At 76.7% G+C, this 17,492-nt stretch carries 15 protein-coding genes; 8 read left to right on the plus strand and 7 right to left on the minus strand.

The window, feature by feature from the left end:
- Positions 1 to 218 (plus strand): hypothetical protein (locus ACFUMH_RS13835; RefSeq protein WP_378206479.1); only part of this gene is annotated, 218 nt, incomplete at its 5' end.
- Positions 219 to 284: 66 nt separating this feature from the next.
- Here the strand turns inward: ACFUMH_RS13835 and ACFUMH_RS13840 are convergent.
- Entirely contained in the window at positions 285 to 2,468 is a 2,184-nt protein-coding gene (locus ACFUMH_RS13840) for a YhgE/Pip family protein (protein WP_378206482.1), read from the minus strand.
- Positions 2,469 to 2,488: 20 nt separating this feature from the next.
- The gene (locus ACFUMH_RS13845; protein ID WP_378206485.1) at positions 2,489 to 5,278 is read right to left on the minus strand and encodes an MMPL family transporter; all 2,790 of its coding nucleotides are present in this window, start codon (positions 5,276 to 5,278) and stop codon (positions 2,489 to 2,491) included.
- Between the two features lie 161 nt (positions 5,279 to 5,439).
- On the opposite strand from ACFUMH_RS13845, the gene ACFUMH_RS13850 reads away from it, so the two are divergent.
- A complete protein-coding gene (locus ACFUMH_RS13850; RefSeq protein ID WP_378206489.1) occupies positions 5,440 to 6,144 on the plus strand; it encodes a TetR/AcrR family transcriptional regulator in 705 nt (234 codons plus the stop codon).
- A 165-nt stretch (positions 6,145 to 6,309) separates the two neighbouring features.
- Here ACFUMH_RS13850 and ACFUMH_RS13855 read toward each other — a convergent pair whose 3' ends face one another.
- On the minus strand, positions 6,310 to 7,848 hold the full coding sequence (locus ACFUMH_RS13855) for an alpha-N-arabinofuranosidase (RefSeq protein ID WP_378206492.1): 1,539 nt from the start codon (positions 7,846 to 7,848) through the stop codon (positions 6,310 to 6,312).
- Between the two features lie 231 nt (positions 7,849 to 8,079).
- On the opposite strand from ACFUMH_RS13855, the gene ACFUMH_RS13860 reads away from it, so the two are divergent.
- The 5 genes from ACFUMH_RS13860 to ACFUMH_RS13880 all read left to right on the plus strand — a co-directional run bounded on the left by ACFUMH_RS13860 (position 8,080) and on the right by ACFUMH_RS13880 (position 12,628).
- On the plus strand, positions 8,080 to 9,669 hold the full coding sequence (locus tag ACFUMH_RS13860) for a Gfo/Idh/MocA family protein (RefSeq protein ID WP_378206495.1): 1,590 nt from the start codon (positions 8,080 to 8,082) through the stop codon (positions 9,667 to 9,669).
- The gene (locus ACFUMH_RS13865; protein WP_378206497.1) at positions 9,666 to 10,640 is read left to right on the plus strand and encodes a PmoA family protein; all 975 of its coding nucleotides are present in this window, start codon (positions 9,666 to 9,668) and stop codon (positions 10,638 to 10,640) included. Before ACFUMH_RS13860 ends, ACFUMH_RS13865 begins: the two co-directional genes overlap by 4 nt.
- Positions 10,637 to 11,380 (plus strand): cupin domain-containing protein, encoded by a 744-nt coding sequence (locus tag ACFUMH_RS13870; RefSeq protein WP_378206500.1) that lies wholly within the window; start codon positions 10,637 to 10,639, stop codon positions 11,378 to 11,380. The genes ACFUMH_RS13865 and ACFUMH_RS13870 overlap by 4 nt, the downstream gene beginning before the upstream one ends.
- A 126-nt stretch (positions 11,381 to 11,506) precedes the next feature.
- Entirely contained in the window at positions 11,507 to 11,989 is a 483-nt protein-coding gene (locus tag ACFUMH_RS13875; protein ID WP_378206503.1) for a hypothetical protein, read from the plus strand.
- A gap of 87 nt (positions 11,990 to 12,076) precedes the next feature.
- Positions 12,077 to 12,628: a hypothetical protein gene (locus tag ACFUMH_RS13880; protein ID WP_378206506.1), complete on the plus strand. Its 552-nt coding sequence runs from the start codon at positions 12,077 to 12,079 to the stop codon at positions 12,626 to 12,628.
- Between the two features lie 71 nt (positions 12,629 to 12,699).
- Here the strand turns inward: ACFUMH_RS13880 and ACFUMH_RS13885 are convergent, their stop codons facing one another.
- From ACFUMH_RS13885 to ACFUMH_RS13900, 4 genes are all read right to left on the minus strand, one after another.
- Positions 12,700 to 13,908, minus strand: a complete 1,209-nt coding sequence (locus tag ACFUMH_RS13885) for a PrsW family intramembrane metalloprotease (RefSeq protein WP_378206509.1) — start codon at positions 13,906 to 13,908, stop codon at positions 12,700 to 12,702.
- A 321-nt stretch (positions 13,909 to 14,229) separates the two neighbouring features.
- Positions 14,230 to 15,942, minus strand: coding sequence for a bifunctional 3'-5' exonuclease/DNA polymerase (locus ACFUMH_RS13890; protein WP_378206512.1), 1,713 nt, complete (start codon positions 15,940 to 15,942; stop codon positions 14,230 to 14,232).
- 55 nt (positions 15,943 to 15,997) lie between these two features.
- On the minus strand, positions 15,998 to 16,225 hold the full coding sequence (locus tag ACFUMH_RS13895; protein ID WP_378206515.1) for a DUF2188 domain-containing protein: 228 nt from the start codon (positions 16,223 to 16,225) through the stop codon (positions 15,998 to 16,000).
- 67 nt (positions 16,226 to 16,292) lie between these two features.
- Positions 16,293 to 16,619: a hypothetical protein gene (locus tag ACFUMH_RS13900; RefSeq protein ID WP_378206518.1), complete on the minus strand. Its 327-nt coding sequence runs from the start codon at positions 16,617 to 16,619 to the stop codon at positions 16,293 to 16,295.
- Between the two features lie 131 nt (positions 16,620 to 16,750).
- On the opposite strand from ACFUMH_RS13900, the gene ACFUMH_RS13905 reads away from it, so the two are divergent.
- Entirely contained in the window at positions 16,751 to 17,461 is a 711-nt protein-coding gene (locus ACFUMH_RS13905; protein WP_378206521.1) for a GNAT family N-acetyltransferase, read from the plus strand.
- Positions 17,462 to 17,492 lie beyond the last annotated feature (31 nt).

Here is a 17,492-nt window from a genome sequence, read left to right on the forward strand (position 1 = left end):
GGACGTCGCCCGGCGGTCGCGGTGCCGGCGTCGAACCGGTCGTCGTGCAGCGGTCGCGGTGCGTGGTGCTGCACGACGGCCGGTTCGCCGGAGGTCGGGTCGCGGTCGCCCACCCGACGTCGCCTGGCGGTCGCGGTGCCGGCGTCGAACCGGTCGTCGTGCAGCAGTGGCGGTGCGTGGTGCTGGACGACGGCCCGTTCGCCGGAGGGGAGCGGTGAGCGGAGAGGAGCGGTCGCCGAGCGGCGGCGGGGTCGGGCCCCGTCGGCGCGCCGCCCGTCCGCCCGTCAGGCGAGCGCGGCCACCGTCCGGCGGCCGTAGGCTGCGCGCGTGCGGGCGACCGCGCCGGCGGTGGCGGCCAGGGACGCGGCGCCCCACACGACGAGCACGACGAGGGCGCCGGCGGTCGACGAGCCGTCCCCGACGACCCCGCCGACGGCGTCCGCCACGGGTGCGAGCGGCAGCCACCCCACGGTGGCGGCGACCCAGTCGGGGACGGTGGCGGCCAGCCCGGCGACGAGGAAGACGAACCCGGCGACGACGGCGGCCACGCGGCCCCCGGTGCCGGTCCATGCCGCGACTGCCTGGTGGAAGGCCGCGAGCACGACGCCCGCGAGCAGCCCCACGACGGCGAGCCCGACGGTGCGGCCCGCGCCCTGGCCCGTGACGCCGCCGACGACCGCCCCGACGACGGCGCCCTGCACCGCGCCGAGCGCCGCGGGCAGAGCGAGCGCGCCGAGCACCGTGCCGAGGGCGGACCGCGTCGACCCGGCGACGCGGCGCGGCAGCGGCGGGAACGCCAGGAACAGCGCCAGCGCGCCGACCCACAGCGCCACCGCGGTCAGCGCCGACACCGGGCCGAGGGGTCCGGCGACGGACGTGGCCGGCGCGGCGACCGGCGTGGCGACGACGTCGGCGAGCGCGGCGCGCTCGTCCTCGGGCGTCACCGGCAGCTGCGCGACCGCGTCGCCGAGACCCGTGCCGATCTCGGCGGTGCCGTCGGCGAGCTGCGTCGCCCCGTCGGTCGCCGCGCGCGCGCCGTCCGCGAGCTGCGCCGTGCCGGACGCCACCTGGTCGGCGCCCGAGCCGAGCGCACCGACGCCGGACGCGAGCGTCCGCGTCCCGGTGGCGAGCTCCGCCGCGCCGCCGGACAGGTCGCGGGCGCCGCCGGCGAGCGTGCCGAGCCCGTCGGCGAGCTCGGTGGCGCCCGTGCTCAGCTGCTGCACCCCGGCGTCGACGGACGCGGTGCCCGCCGCGAGGCCCTGGGCGCCCGTGGCGAGCTCGCCCGCGCCGGCGACGAGCCGGTCCACCGCGGTCGGCGCCGCGCCGCCGCCGGGACGCAGCTGGGCGGCGATCTGGTCGGCGCCGTCGGCGATGCCCGACAGCGTCCCGGCCTGCACGGCGAGCTGCTGCTGCGCGGCGAGGAGCGCGCCGCACGTGACGTCGGACGACGCGGGCGTGCAGCCCTCGGCGGCCACGGCGGCGGCGACGGCCTCCTGCGCGCCGCCCGACCCGGCGGCGGTCTGCCGGCCCGTCGTCGCGACCCCGTCGAGCTGCGTCGCGACCTGCCCGAGCCCGGGTGCGAGGGCGTCGCGGAACGTCGCGGCCCCCTGCGCGAGCTGCGCGCCGCCCGCGGCGAGCGCCCCCGTGCCGCCGGGCTGCGCGTCGGTGCCCCGCGCGAGTTGCCCGAGCCCGTCCGCGAGCTGCCGCGCACCCGCCGCGGACGCCTCCGCGCCGTCGGCGAGCTGCCGCGCGCCGCCGGCGAGCGTGCCCGTGCCGGCGGCCAGCTCCCGGGCCCCGCCGCCGAGCTCGTCGACGCCCGCCGCGAGCTCGGCCGTGCCGCCCGCGAGGTCGCCGGCGCCGTCCGCGAGCTGCGCGTTGCCGTCCGCGAGCGAGCGCGCCCCGTCGGCGAGCTGCGTCGCGCCGTCGGCGGCCTGGCCGAGCTGGTCCTGCAGGGTCGAGAACCCGACGAGCACGTTCTCCAGGTACGTCGTGGTGAGCTGCCGGCCGAGCACCTGCGTGGCGGTGGCGGTGACGGCGCGCGCGACGGCCTCGTCGACCGCGGTGGACCGGTCGGGCGTCGTGACCTCGACGGTCGCCTGCCGCGGCGTGCCGTCCGGTGCGGCGAAGGACGTCGCGGCGGCGGAGAACCCGCTCGGGATCGTCACGACCGCGGCGTAGGTGCCGGCCGCGAGCCCCGCGGCCGCGTCCTCGTCGTCGGTCACGACCCAGTCGTAGGTGGCGGCGGCTCCCTCGCCCTCGGTGAGCGCACCCGCGAGCTGGCGCCCGAGCGGCGTGTACTGCCCGTCGAGCGTGACGGGCTCGTCCTCGTTGACCACGGCGGCCTGCACCCGGTCGAGGCGGGCCGCGGGGTCCCACGTGCCGGCGAGCAGCACGAGCGCGAGGGCGAGCGGCGCCGCCAGCGCGACGACGACGGCCGGCCAGCGCCGGGCGGTGGTGGTGGTGCTCATGGGGGTCTCCTCCTCGCCGGTCAGGCGCGGGCGGCCGCGGCGTCCTGCGGCGCGAGGGTGGTCACGGGGTGGGCGGCGGGCAGCAGGTCGTCCGGGGACGGCGCGGCGCCCGGGGCCCCGACGGCGCCGAGGACCAGGGCGGCGACGCCGCCGTCGACGGCGCGGCGCAGGAGCGCGGCGACGCGGGCACGGTCCGCCGCGTGGGTGACGACGTCGGTGCGGTCGACGACGAGCAGCCGCGGCCGCTCGGCGACGGCGGCGGCGAGGCCGTCGACGCCCTCGGTGCGCAGGTCGACGTAGCCGGCGCGGCGGCGCACGGCCGCGGCCCGCACGGGCAGCACGAGCCCGTCGACCTTGAGGTCGCCGGCGAGCGGCTCGAGGCGTCCGGCGAGCGTGAGCAGGAGCCCGGTGACGCGCGCGGGCTCCTCGGCCCGCACGACGAGCACGCCGCCCGTGCGCACGGCGAGGTCGACCTCGTCGGTGCCGTCGGCGACGGCGGGCCGCAGGTGCCGGGCGGCCACCACGACGTCGTCGTCCCCGGGCCACGACGCGAGCGCGAGCTCGCGGTGCAGCGCCTCGCCCTCGACGTCGAACGACGGCAGTGCGCGGTCGAGCCACCGCGGCATCCACCACGCCTTGTCGCCGAGCAGCTGCATGACGGCCGGCACGAGGGTCATCCGGACGACGAAGGCGTCGACCGCGACGCCGACGGCCAGGCCGAGCGCGATGGGCTTGATGTTGATGTCGCCCTCGGGGACGAACGCGAAGAAGACGGCGACCATGATGACCGCGGCCGCGGTGACCACCTTCGCGGAGCCGAGGAAGCCCGTGGCGATCGACGCGCGCGCCTTCCCGGAGTGCACGTAGTCCTCCCGCATGCGGGACACGAGGAAGACCTCGTAGTCCATCGCGAGGCCGAACAGCACGCCCATGAGGACGATCGGCATGAAGGAGATGACGGGCCCGAGGCGGGACACGTGCAGCGCGTCCGCGAGGACGCCGTGCTCGAAGACGCTCGTCACGACGCCGAACGCCGCCGCGACGGACAGCAGGTACCCGAGGGTCGCCTTGACCGGCACGGCGACGGAGCGGAACACCATCGTCAGCAGCACGAGCGACAGCCCGACGACGAACACCGCGAACGGCAGCAGCGCGGCGCCGAGCTTGGCCGACACGTCGATGCCGACGGCGGTGAAGCCCGTGACGGCGAGGTCGAACCCGTGCTCGGCGAGGATCTCGTCGTGCATGCCGCGGATGGCGTGGACGAGCTCGGTGGTCGCCTCGTCGGTCGGGCCCGTCTCGGGGACGACCTGCACGATGCCGGTGTCGATGGACGCGTTGGGCGTGGCGAGCGGCACGTCGGCGACGCCGGGCAGCGCGCGCAGCTCGTCGGCGACGTCCTCCATGAGCCCGACCGGGTCGTCGCTGGTGACGATGCTGCCGGTGACGACGAGCGGCCCGTTGGCGCCGGCGCCGAAGTGCTCGGAGATGCGGTCGTAGGTGACGCGCGTCGACGACGACTCCGGCTGGACGCCCGCGTCGGGCAGCGCGAGCCGCAGGTCGAGGGCCGGCAGCGCGAGCGCGACGAGGCCACCGACGGTGAGGACCACCGTGACCCAGGGGCGCGCGGTGGCCACACGGACCCAGCCGGCGAAGAAGCGGTTGTGGTGCGCGGGGAGGTCGGGGGCGTCGCCGACGTCGGCGCGGGAAGGGGCCGGCGCGGAGGACCCCGTGGCCGTCGCCGCGGCGGCGCGACCGCGCGTGCGAGCCCGGCGGCGCGGCTTCGGGCGCAGCCGCTCGCCGGCCGCGCCGAGCAGCGCGGGGACCAGCGTGACGGAGACGAGCACGGCGATGCCGACCGCGACGGCGCCGGCGACGCCCATCGTCGTGAGGAAGGGGATGCCCGCGACGCTCAGGCCGACGAGCGCGATCATCACGGTCAGGCCCGCGAAGATGACGGCCGAGCCGGCGGTGGCGGTGGCGCGGGCGGCGGACTCCTCGACGTCGAGCCCGGCGCCGAGCTGCTCGCGGTGCCGCGACACGATGAACAGCGCGTAGTCGATCCCGACCGCGAGGCCGAGCATGAGCGAGAGCAGCGGCGTCGTGGACGTGATGGGCGTGACCGCGGTCGCGAGGAGGACGAGCACGGTCGACAGCCCCACGCCCAGCAGTGCGTTGACGAGCGGCATGCCGGCCGCCGTGAACGAGCCGAGCGTGAACAGCAGGACGACGAACGCGACGAGCACGCCGAGCGCCTCGGTGATCGTCAGCCCGGGGAACTCCTGCGCGTAGAGCTGCCCGCCGATCGTCGCCTCGTAGCCGTCGGGGAGCGCCGCGTCGAGGTCGGCCGCGAGCGTGCGCAGCTCCTCCTTGACGTCGTCGCCGACCGCCGTGCCCCCGCCGTCGAGCTGGACCGTGAGGAGGGCGGCCTCGCCGTCGTCGCTGACCTGCCCGCCGCCGGGGGTCTCCGTGTCGAACGGGTCCGTCACCGCGCGCACGCCGTCGACGTCGGCGAAGGCGCCGGCCGCGTCGGCCACGGCGGCGGCGACGTCGTCCGTGGCGACGTCCGCGCCGTCGGGTGCGACGACGAGCACCTGCGCGGACGTGCCGCCGGCCTCGGGGAACGTCGCGGCGAGCCGGTCGAGCGCCTGCTGCGACTCGGTGCCGGGGATCGACACGTCGTTGTCGAGCTGCGTCATGAACAGGCCGGCGGCGGCGCCGAGCAGCGCGAGCAGCGTCAGCCACGCGGCGATGACGGCGCGGCGGCGGCGGAACGCGGACCGGCCGAGCCGGTACAGCGCAGAGGACACGGCTCCTCCAGGGAGGCGGGTGCGGGGAGGACGACGACGTCCGGGGCCCGGACGGGCCGATACGAGACTGTATCCGATACAGGGATGCATGCGATACAGGTACGTATCGGCGCGCGGTAGCCTGGGGCGTGGGATCCTCGTGCGCGACAGGAGGTGCGGCGATGAGCGAGCAGGACCTGGCCGTCCGGGCGGGCGACGGCCTCGACGCGGCCGTCGACGGACCCGACGCGCCGCTGTCCCCGCGTCGCCGCCGCACGCGCGAGCGCCTCCTCGACGCCGCCTTCGCGCTCTTCGCCGAGGACGGCGTCGACGCCACCTCCATCGAGGCCGTGTGCGAGCGCGCCGGCTTCACGCGCGGCGCCTTCTACTCCAACTTCGCGAGCAAGCACGAGCTGCTGCTCGCGCTCGCGGGCCGCGAGCAGTCGCGGCACCTCGCGGAGCTGCGCGAGGCCATCGCCGCCGCCACCGCCGACGGGCTGCCGGGGGCGGACCTCGACGTCGCGGACGTCGGCCGGTTCGCCGGCGCGCTGCTCGAGCGCATGTCCGACGACCGCCGGTGGCGCGTCGTCAGCGCCGAGCTGCGGCTGCTCGCGCTGCGTCAGCCCGCCGTCGCGGGCGACTACCTCGGGCTCGAGGAGCAGATGGTCGCGGAGTGCGCGGCCGAGGTGGAGCGCCTCGCGGCCCGCGTCGGGCGCCGGTTCGTCGTCGACGCGCGCCAGGTGCTGCTGCTGGTGGCGGAGGGGTACCACGCCGACATCCGGACCGCGGAGCTCTCGGGCGGCGCGGTCCGCGCGCAGGACCTCGCGGCGGCGTGGTTGCCGACGGTGGTGGAGCGGCTGACCGTCCCGGCGGACGCCCCCGCCTGACCCCTCACCGCCGTCCACCCCCATCCCACCCCCCACCCCACCCCCGAGACGCCGAACGGGATGCCGGTGCCGTTCCGGGCGAACCGGAAGGGCAGTGGCATCCCGTTCGGCGGCGCCCGCGCGCGGGCGGCGGTGGCGGGCGGCGGTGTCGCCGACCGGGTCGGGTCAGGCGGTGCGGGCCGTGCCCGCCAGGGCCGTCCACGACTCGGGGGCGAGCGTGAGCGTCGTCGTGCCGGTGCCGGACGCCGTGACGGGGGCCGCCTCCAGCGTCGTCACGTGCTCCGCCTCGACCTTGGCCGCGTGCTCGGGGCCGTGCACCGCGGGCTCGTGGTCGGCCGTGACCTGCAGGCCGCCGCCCAGCTCGAGCGCGACGCCGGGGTGGCGCAGCTCGACCTCGACCGGCTCGGCCGTGCGGTTGACGAGGAACACGGCGACGCGGCCGTCGTCCTCGGCGCCGTCCCACGTCGCGGCCGCGGTGACCGCCGGCACGTCGCCGTGCTTGGCCGTCGTGATCATCGGGGCGTCGACGCGGACGTCGAGCGCGTCGCCGCGGGCCAGGCGCGCGGTGGTCGCGAAGGGGTGGAAGGTCGGCTGCCGCCACGCCGGGCCGTCGGGCTCGGTCATGATCGGCGCGATGACGTTGACGAGCTGCGCCAGCGCGGCGACGGGCACGCGGTCGGCGTGGTTGAGCAGCGTCACCATGAGGTCGCCGAGGACGACCGCGTCGAGGCCCGAGTAGACGTCCTCGATGATGCGCGGGGCGTCGCGCTGCAGCGGGAGGTTCTGCTCGCCCGGGAACCGCGACTGCAGGTACCAGACGTTCCACTCGTCGAACGAGATGGTGATCTGCTTGTCGGAGCGGCGGCGCGCGCCCACGGCGTCGGCGGACGCGACGACGCGGCGGATGAACCGGTCCATCGACGTGCCGGACCCGAGGAACGACGCGCGGTCGCCCTCGAGCTCCTCGTAGTACGCGTGCATGGAGATGTGGTCGACCAGGTCGTACGTGTACGACAGGACGGTCTGCTCCCACTCGCCGAACGTGTCCATCTGCATGGACGACGACCCGCACACGACGAGCTCGATCGACGGGTCGACGAGCTTCATCGCCTTGCCGGCCTCGGCGGCGAGCTTGCCGTACTCGTGCGCGTCCTTGTGGCCGATCTGCCACGGGCCGTCCATCTCGTTGCCCAGGCACCAGAGCGTGACGCCGTACGGCTTCTCGCGGCCGTTCGCGATGCGCAGGTCGGCCCACCGGGAGCCGGCCTCGCCGTTGCAGTACTCGACGAGCGCGGCGGCGGCCGCGACGCCGCGGGTGCCCAGGTTGACGGCCATCATCGGCTCGATGCCCTCGCGCTCGGCCCACTGCAGGAACTCGTCCGTGCCGATGGTGTTGGGCTCGATGGTGCGCCAGGCGAGGTCGATGAACGGCTTGCGGTCCTCGACGGGGCCGACGCCGTCCTCCCACACGTAGTTGGAGACGAAGTTGCCGCCCGGGTAGCGCACGACGCTCACGCCGAGCTCGCGCGTGAGGTCGGCGACGTCGCGCCGGAAGCCGTGCTCGTCCGCCGTCGCGTGCCCGGGCTCGTAGATGCCCGTGTACACCGCGCGGCCGAGGTGCTCGACGAACGAGCCGAAGAGGCGGCGGTCGATCGTGCCGGTGCGGAAGGCGGGGTGCAGCAGGACGCTCGCGCGCTGGGTCATGGGTCTCCGATCGGGCGACGCCGCGCGGGGCGGCGTGTACAACGTTGTAGTGCGCCCAGGATACGCACGCCCCGCGGGTGTGCCGGTCCCTGCGGCGGCCGGTCCTGCGGGTGATCCTAGGTGTCGGCTACTGTGGTCCGCGTTACGGAACGCGCTTTCCCGACGTCGCGGCACGCCGTGCCGCCGCCGGGCCAGCGGCTCGCCCATCGCCGACGTCGTCGAAGGACCCCCGTGAACGAGGCCGACCAGAACCCCACCGCACCCCGCCCCGCGTCGAGCCGGGCGACCGACGGCGACCCCGCCGTCGTCCCCGCGTTCGCGCCGCCGCCGCCCGGGCGCCGCCGCCTGCGGTACGCCGTCGCCGGCACCGGGCACCGCGCCGGCATGTACGTGGCCGCGCTCACCGGCGACCACGCCGACGTCGGCGAGCTCGTCGCCTGGTGCGACACGAACCCCGGCCGGGCCGACTACTACGACGCGCAGGTCGGCGAGGCCCTCGGGCTCGGCGGGCCCGCGGGCCTGCCGCGGTACGGCGCCCAGGACGTCGAGCGCATGGTCGACGAGCAGCGCGTCGACGTCGTCGTCGTCACGACGCCCGACCACGCGCACGCCGGCGTGGTCGCCCGCGCGCTCGACGCCGGCGCCGACGTGGTCGTCGAGAAGCCGCTGACGACCACGGTCGAGGGGTGCCGCACCGTCGTGCGGGCCGTCGCGCGCACCGGCCGCGACGTCGTCATGACCTTCAACTACCGGTACGCGCCGCGGAACTCCTCGCTGCGCGACGTCATCGCGTCCGGCGAGATCGGCCGCGTGACGAGCGTGCACTTCGAGTGGGCGCTCGACACCGTGCACGGCGCCGACTACTTCCGCCGCTGGCACCGCGACAAGGCCAACAGCGGCGGGCTGCTCGTGCACAAGTCCAGCCACCACTTCGACCTCGTCAACTGGTGGCTGCACGACGTGCCGTCGCGCGTGTACGCGTCCGGCGGCCTGCGGTTCTACGGCGACGCGAACGCCGCCGCGCGCGGCATGGGCCCGCGACCCGAGCGCGGCACGGGCGCGACCGGCGACCCGTGGTCGCTCGACCTCACGCACGACCCGCGCCTGAAGGCCCTGTACCTCGACGCCGAGCACCACGACGGCTACCGCCGCGACCAGGACGTCTTCGCGCCCGGCATCACGATCGAGGACAACATGGCGGTCGTCGTCGACTACCGCGGCGGCGCCACGCTGACGTACTCGCTCAACGCGCACAGCCCCTGGGAGGGGTACCGCGTCACCGTCAACGGCACCGAGGGACGCGCGGAGCTCGAGGTCGTCGAGCGCGGGGCCGTGATCCTCGGCGACGACGGGCGCGCGGTGCTCGACCCGTCCGCCACGCCCGAGGGCGTCGCCGCGCAGGAGACCCGGCCCGAGGGCGAGCGCCTGCTCGTGCAGCGGCACTGGGAGGCCGCGCGCGAGTGGCGCATCCCGCGGGGCATCGGCGGGCACGGCGGCGGCGACGCGATCCTGCTCATGGACGTCTTCCGCCGCGACCTGCGCCTTGCACCCGACCCGCTGGGGCGCGCCGCCGGGTACCGCGACGGGCTGCGGGCCGTCGCCGTCGGCATCGCCGCCAACCGGTCGATGGTCACGGGGCAGCCCGTGCTCGTCGACGACCTCGGCCTCGGCGACCTCGACCCCGCGGCGGACGGCGACAGCGTGGAGCTGCCCGTGACGCCGCCCGGCGGGCTGCCGGCCCCCGACGTCGCCGGGCCCGCTGCCGGTCCCGCCGGCACCGACCCGACCACCGCCGCCGTCCCCACCGGAGCCGCCCGATGACCGCGACCCACCTGCCCCGCCTCGACCCGCCGCCCGCCACGCGCGCGCTGCACGACGTCGGTCGCGCGGTCGACGTCGTGCACGACGGCACCACGCTCGCCCGGTACGTCTACGTGCCCGACGACGTGCAGCTCGAGTCGCCGCGCCCGTACGTGCACCCGCTGCGCACGCGCGGCGGCGACCTCGTCAGCGAGTTCCGCCCGCACGACCACGTGTGGCACAAGGGGATCGCGTGGTCGCTGCCGGTGGTCGGCGACGAGAACTTCTGGGGCGGGCCGACGTTCGTCTCGCTCGAGGCGTCCGAGCACGGGTACGTGCAGCTCGACAACGACGGGTCCATGGACCACCAGGCGCTCACCCGGCTCGACGTGTCCACCGGTCCCATGGGCGACCGCGTCGACCTCGCGCACACGCTCGCCTGGCACACGCAGGCGGGCGAGCACGTGGTCGACGAGGAGCGGGCGCTGTCCGTCGTCGTCCCCGCCGACCGCGACGACTCCTGGGTGCTGCTGTTCGACACGACGATGACGAACGTGTCCGACCGGGCGATGCCCATCGGGTCGCCCACCACGCGCGGCCGCGAGAACGCCGGCTACGGCGGGCTGTTCTGGCGCGGGCCGCGGTCCTTCACGGGCGGCACGCTCCTCGCCCCGGACTTCGCCGGCGGCGAGGAGGTCCGCGGGCAGCGGGCGCCGTGGATGGGGTTCACCGGGCGGCAGGACGGCACCGGCAACGCCGCGACGATCGTCATGGTCGACGCCGGCGACAACCCCGTGCACCCGCCGCAGTGGTTCGCCCGGCGGGACATGTTCGCCTGCCTGTGCCCCGCGCCGTTCTTCAGCGAGGAGGTCCCGTTCGACGCCGGGGCGTCGCTGCGGTTCCGCTATGCGGTGGTCGTGGCCGACGGAACGGGTGATCCTGCGCGGGGCGCGGCCCTCGCGGGCCTCGGAGCAGGCATCCTGGACGCATGACCACCCTGCCCGGCGGCGTCTCCGTGAGCCGTCTGCGGGTGTACGACTGGGCGGCCCCCGACGGTGTCGGGCTCGCCGGGAGCGGCACACCCCACATGCACCTGGCCTCCGCGGAGGCCTACGTCGTCCTGTCCGGCACCGGGGCGGTGCACACCCTCGGGCCGGACGGCTTCGCGGAGCACCGCCTCGCACCGGGCGTGATCGTCCAGATGCGGCCCGGCGTGATCCACCGGGCCGTCAACGACGGCGACCTCGAGGTGCTCGTCGTCATGTCGAACGCGGGCCTGCCGGAGGCCGGCGACGCCGTCATGACGTTCCCCGCGGCGGTACTCGCCGACGGCGCGACGTACCGCGAGGCCGCGACCCTGCCCACCGGCGGCACCCGCGGCACCGTGACCGACGCGGACGTCGCCGCGGCCGCCCGCGCGCGCCGCGACCTCGCCCTCGAGGGGTACGCCGCCCTGCTCGCCGCCGCCGAGCGGCAGGGCCCGCGCGCCGCGCTGCTGCCGTTCTACGAGGCGGCCGTGCGGCTCGTGCGCCCGCAGGTGCCGCGCTGGCAGGACCTGTGGGGACGCACCGCGTTCGCCGACACCGACGGCACCGCCCGCGTGCTCGAGGGGCTCATGCGCGGCGTGGCGCCGCACCTGCAGCTCGCGCGTGCGGAGCGGATCGGGGCCGCGCCCGCGCCGCGGCGGTACGGGATGTGCGGGCGTCTGCAGACGTGGGACCTGGGCGCGTAAGGGCGCGGCAGCGGAGCTTCTCGACCGGGACCGGGCGGCCGCTGCGCCGCGCGCCGCGGCGTCCCACGAAGCTCGAGCTCCGACGCGAGGAGGCGGCGCTGCGCTCGCGCGCGCACGTGGTCCGCGGTGGTGCTGCTGCCGGTCGCGTTCACCGTCATGGCGGCGGGCATCGCACGCTCGGACGTTGCGGACACCGCGCTCGCGCGGGACCTGCAGGCGCACGGGGTCCAGGTCACCGTCACCGAGGTCCAGGTGTACGACGCGTGCACCGGCCGCGGGTGCTTCGGCCACGACGAGGTCCGGATCCGGCTCGACGGCGCGACGCACACCCTGCGCGGGATCTCGCCGTCGTTCGGCGAGGTGCCCGGGGACCGGTGGACCAAGCCGCCCACCGGATCGCGGTACGCGCCTCCGCTGCCGGTCGTGCACGACCGCGACGACCCTGGTCTCGTCATGGCGGTCGAGGACGTGCGGGAGTACGTCGACGGAGAGGTGGCGAGGAGCAGCGTCCTCATCCTCGCCGCGGCCGGCTTCGTGACGGCTGTGCTGCTCGGCTTCTTCGTGTGGCGCGTCGGGTTGCCGTACCTGCTGGGGTGGCGGATCACCTGACGCGCGCCGCGTCGACCGGCGCGCGCAGGTGCGCCCGCGGCCGATCACCTCTCCGCCGCCAGGACCTGTCACCGCTAACCTCGCGGCGTGGCTCGCATCCCCGCCCCTGCTCCCGTCGCGTGGTCCGTCGGGGTGGATCAGTGGGTCTTCGGCGACGGCAACTACGACGACTTCGCCGTCGGTCAGCGCGTGGAGCTCGCGCTGGAGGCCACCCCGATGGTCGACGTGACGCCCGTGCCGGACGCGCCCGTGCACGCGGCGCACCGCGGGGCGGACCGCTACGACGTCGTGGGACGGGTCGTGCACGTCGACCCCGCGGCGTGGGTGCTGGACGTCGGCGTGCCGGCGTACGTGCACGGGGCGGCCCCGGACGGCGTCGTCGCCGGTCGAGTCGTACGCACGTCGATCGCCCTCGGCGTCGACCCCTTCCCCTACGTCGCGCGGCTGCACCGGCTCCGGCGCTTCCCCGCGCTCGTCCACACGTGGGACGTCACGACCATCCGTCGCACGACGGCGAAGGGCACCACGTCGGTCGCGAGGACCGACGCATGGCGGGACGGGCTGAACACGCACTACGTGCTCACGTGCGACCTCCTGCCCGTCCCGCCGCAGAAGACGAGCGTCACGGCGATCCCCTGATCGCCCGGGCGCGCTCCCGTGCCGCCCGGAGGGGTTCGAGCTCAGGACCTGCGCGGTACGGGGTTCCGGCGTCAGAGGCCGCCCGCCGAGGCGAGCACGCGGCTGCGGTCGGCGGTGAGGGACGCGAGGGTCTCGCGCTCGTCGAGCCCGTGCGTGCGCAGGTCGGCGCGGCCGTTGACGGCGAGCTGGCGGCGGAACGCGAGCGTCGTCGCGCGCTGCTGGAAGCTGCGCATGGCGTCCGCGGCGACCGGCCCGCCCGTGCGGCCCGCCCAGTCGACGGCCGCCCGGCGCAGGCGCAGCGACGAGAGCATCTGCACCTCGTGCGGCGCGAACCAGCCGGCGCCGGCGTACTCGGTGAGCCGGTGCTGCACGACCTGGCGTTCCTTGCCCCGCAGCCACAGCGCGATGGCGACGACGCCGAGGAACACCGGCACCTGCACGAGCACGTAGATGCTCAGGTACGAGCCGCCGGCGAGCACGGACGTGAGGTTCCACGCGGCGTGCGCGAGCATCGCGCCGAGCAGGCCGAGGGGGAGCAGCCACCACACGGAGCCGCGGCTCCGCGAGCGGGCGGCGAGGCCCAGCGCCGCGCCCGTGCAGGCCGTGAACAGCAGGTGCGCGAACGGCGTCGCGAGGCCGCGCAGCACGAACGTCTCGGCGAGGGCGTCGCCGGCGCGGCCGAAGTAGAGGATGTTCTCGGTGAACGCGAAGCCCGCGGCGACCACCCCGGCGTAGACGATGCCGTCGACGACGCCGTCGAAGTAGCGGCGCCGCGCGAGGAACAGCGCGAGCACGCCCGCACCCTTGGCGGTCTCCTCGACGATCGGCGCCGACACCACCGCCGCGACCATGACGCCGGCGTCCATGCTGCCGGTCGCGTTCGCGACCGTCCACGCGGCGAGGTCGTTGACGACGGCGGAGACGAGCACGGCGACGCCCGCGCCCCACAGCAGCGCGAACACGAGCGCCCCGCGCGGCTCCGGCTCCCACCGGTCGAGCCAGCGCACGCCCCAGAGGACGACCGCCAGCGGGACCAGCGCCAGCAGCGTGCCGGTCAGGCCCGGACCCACGCCGACCTGCAGCATGACGAACGCGACGCCGGCCAGCGCGGCCAGCCCTGCCAGCGCGAGACCGAGGGCGGCGACGACGGTCGCGGCACCGTTGCGCCCGCGCCCCCCCGCCCACTGCGAGGGCACGGCGGCGGGCTGCAGGGACGTCGCGGTGCTCGGCGTGCCGGGCCACCCGGCCGTGCCGGTGACTCCGTAGGGGCTCGTGGACACGCTCGGAACCCTAGCGGCGGCCCCGGACGCCCACCCGACGACCGCCCGACCCGCCCCGCCCGCCGGCACCACCACCCCGACTGCGGTACATGCGTCACGAGTGCGGTAGTCGTACGCACCGCACTCGTGACGCATCTACCGCACTCGAGGGCGGGCGTCGGTGCGTGCGGGTCCCGCCGGTCGGGCTCGACGGGCCCGGACCGCCGACTGCGGTAGGTCGCACCGAGTGCGGGTGGTGCACCTACCGCGCTCGGTGGGAGGTACCGCGCTCGGCGGACAGGCACCGCGGTGGGGGACGTGCGCGGTCGGCGTGGCGCCGTGTCAGGCGGCGTCGGCGTACGAGTCGACGACCGAGAGGTCGAGCGCGAAGTCGACCGGGGCGGCGCCGAAGAGCAGGCGGCCGGCCTCGTCGGCGGACGCGCGCACGGCCGCGGCGACCTCGTCGGCCACCGCGGCGGGGGAGTGCACGACGACCTCGTCGTGCAGGAAGAACACGAGGTGCGGCCGGCCGTCGATCGCGCGCAGGCGCCGCCGCAGGGACGCCATCCAGCACATCGCCCACTCGGCGGCGGTGCCCTGGACGACGAAGTTGCGCGTGAACCGGCCGCGGTCACGGGCGCGGCGGCGGGTCTCGCGGACGTCGTCAGCCCCCGCGCCCTCGCCCGCCGCGGCGGTGAGCGCCGACCGCAGCGCGGCGGACGCCGGCGGCGACGACCGGCCGAGCCACGTCGTGACGACGTCCCCGCGCTCGCCGGCCCGCGCGGCCTCCTCCACGAGCCCGACGGCCCGCGGGAACGCCCGCGTGAGGTGCGGCATGAGCTGCGCCGCGGCGCCCGACGTCGCCCCGTAGATCGCCCCGAGCATCGCGTACTTGGCGTCCTTGCGGGTCGGCACGACGCCCGCGTCGGCGACGCCCTGGTACAGGTCGGCGTGCCGCGCGGCGGCGGCCATGTCGCGGTCACCCGACATCGCGGCGAGCACGCGCGGCTCGAGCTGCGCGGCGTCGGCGACGACGAGCCGCCAGCCCGGGTCGGCGCGGACGGCGTCGCGCACCTGCGCGGGCAGCTGCAGCGCCCCGCCGCCGTCCGACGCCCACCGCCCGGTGACGACGCCGCCGACGACGTAGTCCGGCCGGAACCGCCCGTCGTGGACCCACTGGTCGAGCCACGCCCACCCGTTGGCGGACAGCAGGCGTGCGAGCTTCTTGTACTCGAGCAGCGGCGCCACCACCGGGTGGTCGAGCCCGCGGACCTCCCACTTGCTCGTCGACTGCACGTCGAACCCCTGCAGGCGCAGCGCGCGCAGCAGGTCCGGCGGGGAGTCGGGGTTGAGGTGCGGGGCGACGAGGGCCGTGCGGATCTCGTCGGCCAGCGCCTCGAGCCGCTCCGGGCGCGCGCCGCCCCACGGCCGCGGGCCCAGCAGGTCGGTGAGGATCGCGTCGTGCACGGCCGCGTCCCACGGCAGGCCGTCGTGGTGCATCTCCGCCGCGATGAGGGCGCCCGTGGACTCGGCGGCGAGCAGGAGCCGCAGCCGGCCCGGGTGCGTGGCGCCGGCGACGGCGTCGAGCTGCGCGCGCAGCTCGGCGAGCGGGTCGCGCGCCGCGGCGGGCGCGGGCGCGTCGTCCAGCGCGTCGAGGTCGTCGAGCAGGGCGAGGTCGTCGAAGAGGGACGGCGCGTGCGGGGCGGGTGCCGGCGCGTCGGCGTCCCACGGGCCCGGCGGCGCCTGCGCGAGCGCCGACGCGGTCGTCGTCGCGGAGTGCCGCAGGATCGCGTGGCAGAGCCGCAGGTCGTGCGACCGCTCGACCCGCACGCCGGCCGTCAGCAGCGCCGGGTAGCGGGCGCGCGTGTCGTCCCACACCCACCGCGGCGGGGCACCGCTGCGGGCGGCCTCGACGCGCGCGACCTCGGCAGGCAGGGCGTCGGCGGCGACCGTCCGCCGGCCGGTCTCCGCCGCGTGCTCGTCGAGCTCGACCAGCGTGACGGTGCGCGCGGACGCGTCGGGCCCGTCGGGGGCGACGAGCACGTACGCGGGCACGGCTCATCCTCCCGCCCGCCACCGACACGTCGCGCCGGCGGCGGGCCCACGCGACTCAGCCCGGGACGTTCCGCGGGTCGTGCCCGTAGGAGTTGCGCTGGTGGATGCGGCCGTCGAGCCCGTGGATGACGTGCTCGACCTGCAGGTCGCGCGCGGCGTCACGGCCCGCGTCGACGGCCTGCTCGCGCGTGTCGTACGCGCCGCCCAGGGTCGAGGACTGCCCCTCGACCTCGTTGCACCACTTCCCGTCCTTGTGCACCGTGTGCACGGCTCCGCCCGGCATGGGACCTCCTCGTTCGGGTCCCCCGAGTCTCACCCGGCGCGGTCGCCGCCGCAGCCGGAGCCACAGGTCAGCGCGTCAGCGCCGCCCGCACGGCGGCACCGGGGACCGCGAGCCACAGGTCGCCGTCGGGCCCGTCGAGCGTGACGAGCACGTCGCCGGTCGCCTCGTCGAGCAGCACCGCCGCGCGCCCCACGTCGTACGCCGTGCCGGGTGTCAGCATCGCGTCGAGCACCGGGTCGGTCGGCCACGCGAGCGTCGTCACCCCGTCCGCCGTGAACACGTGCGCCACGAGCGTCGTGCCGTCGCGGTGCAGCGTGGCCGTGACCGTCTCGGCCGTCCGCAGCACGACGCAGGCCGCGTGCGTGAGCGCCGACGTCGCCGTGATCCTGTGCATGGTGCCGCCCCTCCCTCGAGCCGTCGTGGGGTAGGGGTGCGGACGGGGGTCCGTGATACGTCGGGGCCGGCACGCCGGTGCCGACGACAACGCCGGGTCGGGCGTCCGTCCTCCCGGCTAGCGTGCGGCGCATGGCCGACCCCGCACCCGTCGCACGCCCGTCGGAGCGCGCGTCCGACGTCGCCCGCGCGCGGTACCTGGCGTCGCTCGCCGGGTCCTGGGACGCCCTCGCGGCACCGCACCCGGACGCGCACGTCGTCCGCGGCCGCGGCTTCCTCGCGCTGCGGCACCCCCGCCACCCGGTGCTCACGAACGTCGCCCTGCTCGACGCGGGTGCCGTCGACGACGCGCTGACGGCGGTCGCGCCCGGGCCCTTCGCCGCGTGGTCGTGCGACGCCGCCGGCGACGCCGCGCTCGCGGGCGCGGGGCTGCGCCGGGACGTGCCGACGGTGCCCATGCTCGCGCGCCTCGACGCGCTGCCCCCGGCGGCCGGCGACGTGGGCGCACGCGCGGTCGCGCCCGCGGTCGTGGCCCGGCTCAACGGCGTCGACCCGGCCCTGCTGGCGGGCGTCCCGGAGGTCCGGGCGTGGACGACCGCCGGCGGCGAGGCGGGCCTCGTGCTCCAGCCGGTGGACGACGACGTCGTCGTGTCGTTCGTCGTCACCCGTCCGGACGCGCGTCGGCGCGGCCTGGCCACCGCGCTGCTCACCGCCGCGCTGCACGGGGCGCGCGCCGACGGCGCCACGACCGCGACGCTCCAGTCGACGCCCGACGGGCGCGGGCTCTACGAGCGGCTCGGGTTCGCGGCGGTGGGCCGGTGGCAGGAGTGGGTCCCGGCCTGACGCGGCGGTGGCGGCCCGGGAGGTGCCGGGC

This window comes from Cellulomonas sp. NPDC057328, assembly GCF_042667215.1.
Classification (GTDB): Bacteria; Actinomycetota; Actinomycetes; order Actinomycetales; family Cellulomonadaceae; genus Cellulomonas.